This window comes from Vibrio sp. 10N.261.52.A1, assembly GCF_002876325.1.
GTDB lineage: Bacteria > Pseudomonadota > Gammaproteobacteria > Enterobacterales > Vibrionaceae > Vibrio > Vibrio chagasii.
In genome coordinates this window covers 1-2,962 of the sequence record NZ_MCYD01000529.1, presented here as the reverse complement: position 1 = coordinate 2,962, position 2,962 = coordinate 1, and the positions used below count along the sequence as shown (strand labels likewise).

Sequence of the window (2,962 nt, the reverse complement as noted above, 5' to 3'; positions counted from 1 at the left end):
CCGACTCTGTGAGTCGGCTTGATAGAGAGTCTTGTCTACGTTGATAAAAGCATTATCAACGGCAGTCAGAGCTTAAGCAGCAGCTTGTTGAAGCTGTGCTAATACATGACGTAGAGAAGGGCTGATGGTGTGCCCAAGCGCTTTTACTTCATCGCATGGTTCGACTAAATCAGGGATCTGGAAGCTGATCATGTTGGCAGCCATCGATGCTCGAATACCGTTGTTTGAATCTTCAAACGCAAGACAAGTTTCAGGTGCAACGCCCAAGCGCTCAGCGGCCAGCAAGTAGATCTCTGGATGAGGCTTACCGTTAGTCACTTCGCAGCCTGTGCTTAGTGAAGTGAAGTAAGAATCTAGGCCTGCTAACTCAAGCTTTTTCTTCGCGATATCAAGCTGTGTTGAGGTTGCCACCGCGATTGGAATGTCATTCGACTTTAGCCATTCCAGCAGTTCTATCACGCCATTTTTGACCGGAATCGCTTGGTTCTTAACAATCGCGCTATAGCGAGTACGCCATTCATTATTTAGAGCCGGATAATCAAGATCTTCGCCATAACCATTTCTAAAGATCTGTTCGATAGTTTTTGCGTTACAGCCGATGATGCCTAAGTAAACGTCCTTTAAAAATGGGACACCTTGCGCGTGACATGCTTCTTCAAAAATCTGCATACACAGGCGCTCAGTATCAAGGAGTAGGCCATCCATATCAAAAATAGCTGCTTGGAATTTCATATCCGTGGTTCTTTATGTGTTGTGGTCATGAGGGCGAGTATTTTGACATAGCCACTAGGTATAGGCGAGTCAAAGCTTTGTGAAAAAACGAGAAGGTTTATTGTAAGCAGTACTCAGCTGTTGGTTTTTACGCGATGAAGGTGATATGCATCTTGTTGTTTTAATAGCCAAAAGATCTTATAGGTTAATTCTATAGATTTCGATGTTCTAACAGAAACAATGAACATCAGAGTGCATAACAATCTAGCGGCTGTGCTCGAATGAAAAATTACATTCTTGATACTTATTGGCCTGTTATCGTGACCATAATCTTATAAAAAACAATCCATTAAAACGCTCAATGATTGTGTGATCTACCAATAAGTAACGCATTGAACATAAAGACAAAATAACCCTAGTCCACATTTTTAGCAGGGTTGCTTATGTTGTATTTTGAGTTTCTATTTTTGCTTATTGTCCTCTATATCGGTTCTCGTTATGGCGGTATTGGTTTAGGGGTTGTCTCGGGCATTGGTTTGGTGATTGAGGTCTTTATCTTCAAGATGCCACCAACGTCGCCACCGGTCACTGTAATGCTGATTATTCTCGCGGTCGTGACTTGTGCGTCGATCCTCGAAGCGGCAGGTGGCCTGAAGTACATGTTACAAGTCGCGGAAAGGGTACTGAGAAAGAACCCGAAACGCGTCACCATGATAGCCCCATTTGTTACCTATTCGATGACGTTCCTGTTGGGCACTGGCCACGCGGTTTATTCAATCATGCCTATCATTGGTGATGTGGCATTGAAGAATGGGATTCGTCCTGAGCGCCCGATGGCGGCAGCTTCTGTTGCATCTCAACTAGCGATTACAGCATCGCCAATCTCGGCAGCCGTCGTTTATTACTTAGCGCAGCTATCGGATATTCAACACTCTATTACTTTGCTTTCGATTCTATTGGTGACGGTGCCTGCAACCTTGTTCGGTACGTTGTTACTTTCTCTGTACAGCTTGAAACGCGGTAAAGAACTGAACGACGATCCTGAGTACCAAGAGCGTTTGAAAGATCCTGAGTGGAAAAAGCGTATTGAGAGCACTACAGCAACATCATTAGATGAAGTGCTACCTAGTTCAGCTCGTAATGCGGTATTAATTTTCCTACTTTCTATTGTCGTGATCGTTATTGTGGCGATGGTGCCTGAGATTAGAACCATTGTAGACGGCGACAAGCCAATCAAGATGTCGGTCATCATCCAAATGATGATGCTCTGCTTCGGCGGTATCATTTTGCTGGCAACCAAAACTGACCCGCGTGATGTGCCAAATGGTGTGGTATTTAAATCGGGTATGGTGGCAGCAATTGCTATCTTCGGTATCGCTTGGATGTCGGATACTTACTTCCAATACGCAATGCCTCAGTTCAAATCGGGCATCGTGGAAATGGTGACCAACTATCCATGGACGTTCGCACTAGCGCTATTCATCGTATCGGTTGTGGTGAACTCGCAAGCAGCAACGGCACGTATGATGCTACCGGTTGGCCTTGGTCTAGGTTTAGACCCTGCCTTGCTAATCGGCTTGATGCCAGCGGTGTACGGCTACTTCTTCATCCCGAACTACCCATCAGATATCGCAACAGTGAACTTCGATGTCTCTGGCACTACCAAGATTGGTAAGTGGTACTTCAACCACTCATTCATGTCGGTGGGCTTGATCGGTGTAGTAGGCGCATGTTGTTTAGGCTACGCATTGGCTCAGATTTTTATCGCTTAATGTAATTAGCTAAGTAAGAAACGAAAAACAGCGCCTGAATTGGCGCTGTTTTTGTTTGGGAGATTTGAAGCTCTGGTTTTGTGAGTCGATATTAACGGGCTTCAAAAGCCAAAGACTGAATCGCTTCTTCAATAGTTGGGAAGTGAATTTTCATTAGGCACACTTCGGCTTTTTGGAACTCATGATTGCGAATCAGTTTGGTCACGTTTTCAACCGAATATTGTTCCGGTCGTTTCGCTAGGTTCAGTTGGTTTGAGCTGGATTGAAGTGAATAGCTGTTACCTTCAGAATCAATGAGGTAATCATCTTCGCCCAAGATCATGTCTGAGCATTCTGCTTGAAAGTCACTTTCGGATGCGACGTAAATCAGCTCATCATCGCCGTCGAGTTTTACTAAAGATGGCCAATGGATCATTACAGCCTCTGAATCATATATGTTGAAGTGTATCGACTATAAACAGTTTTGAGCCCTGGATCAT

General features: G+C 44.5%; 3 protein-coding genes. 1 reads left to right on the top strand and 2 read right to left on the bottom strand.

Features of this window, described 5'->3' with window-relative positions; genetic code table 11:
* Positions 1-72: 72 nt before the first annotated feature.
* Positions 73-732, bottom strand: coding sequence for an HAD family phosphatase (locus BCT81_RS07360; RefSeq protein WP_102423696.1), 660 nt, complete (start codon positions 730-732; stop codon positions 73-75).
* 422 nt (positions 733-1,154) lie between these two features.
* Between BCT81_RS07360 and BCT81_RS07355 the strand changes: the two genes are divergently transcribed.
* Positions 1,155-2,483, top strand: coding sequence for an anaerobic C4-dicarboxylate transporter (locus BCT81_RS07355; protein WP_102423695.1), 1,329 nt, complete (start codon positions 1,155-1,157; stop codon positions 2,481-2,483).
* A 91-nt stretch (positions 2,484-2,574) separates the two neighbouring features.
* Here BCT81_RS07355 and BCT81_RS07350 read toward each other — a convergent pair whose 3' ends face one another.
* Positions 2,575-2,898 (bottom strand): DUF4144 domain-containing protein, encoded by a 324-nt coding sequence (locus BCT81_RS07350; protein ID WP_061033030.1) that lies wholly within the window; start codon positions 2,896-2,898, stop codon positions 2,575-2,577.
* Positions 2,899-2,962: the final 64 nt, after the last annotated feature.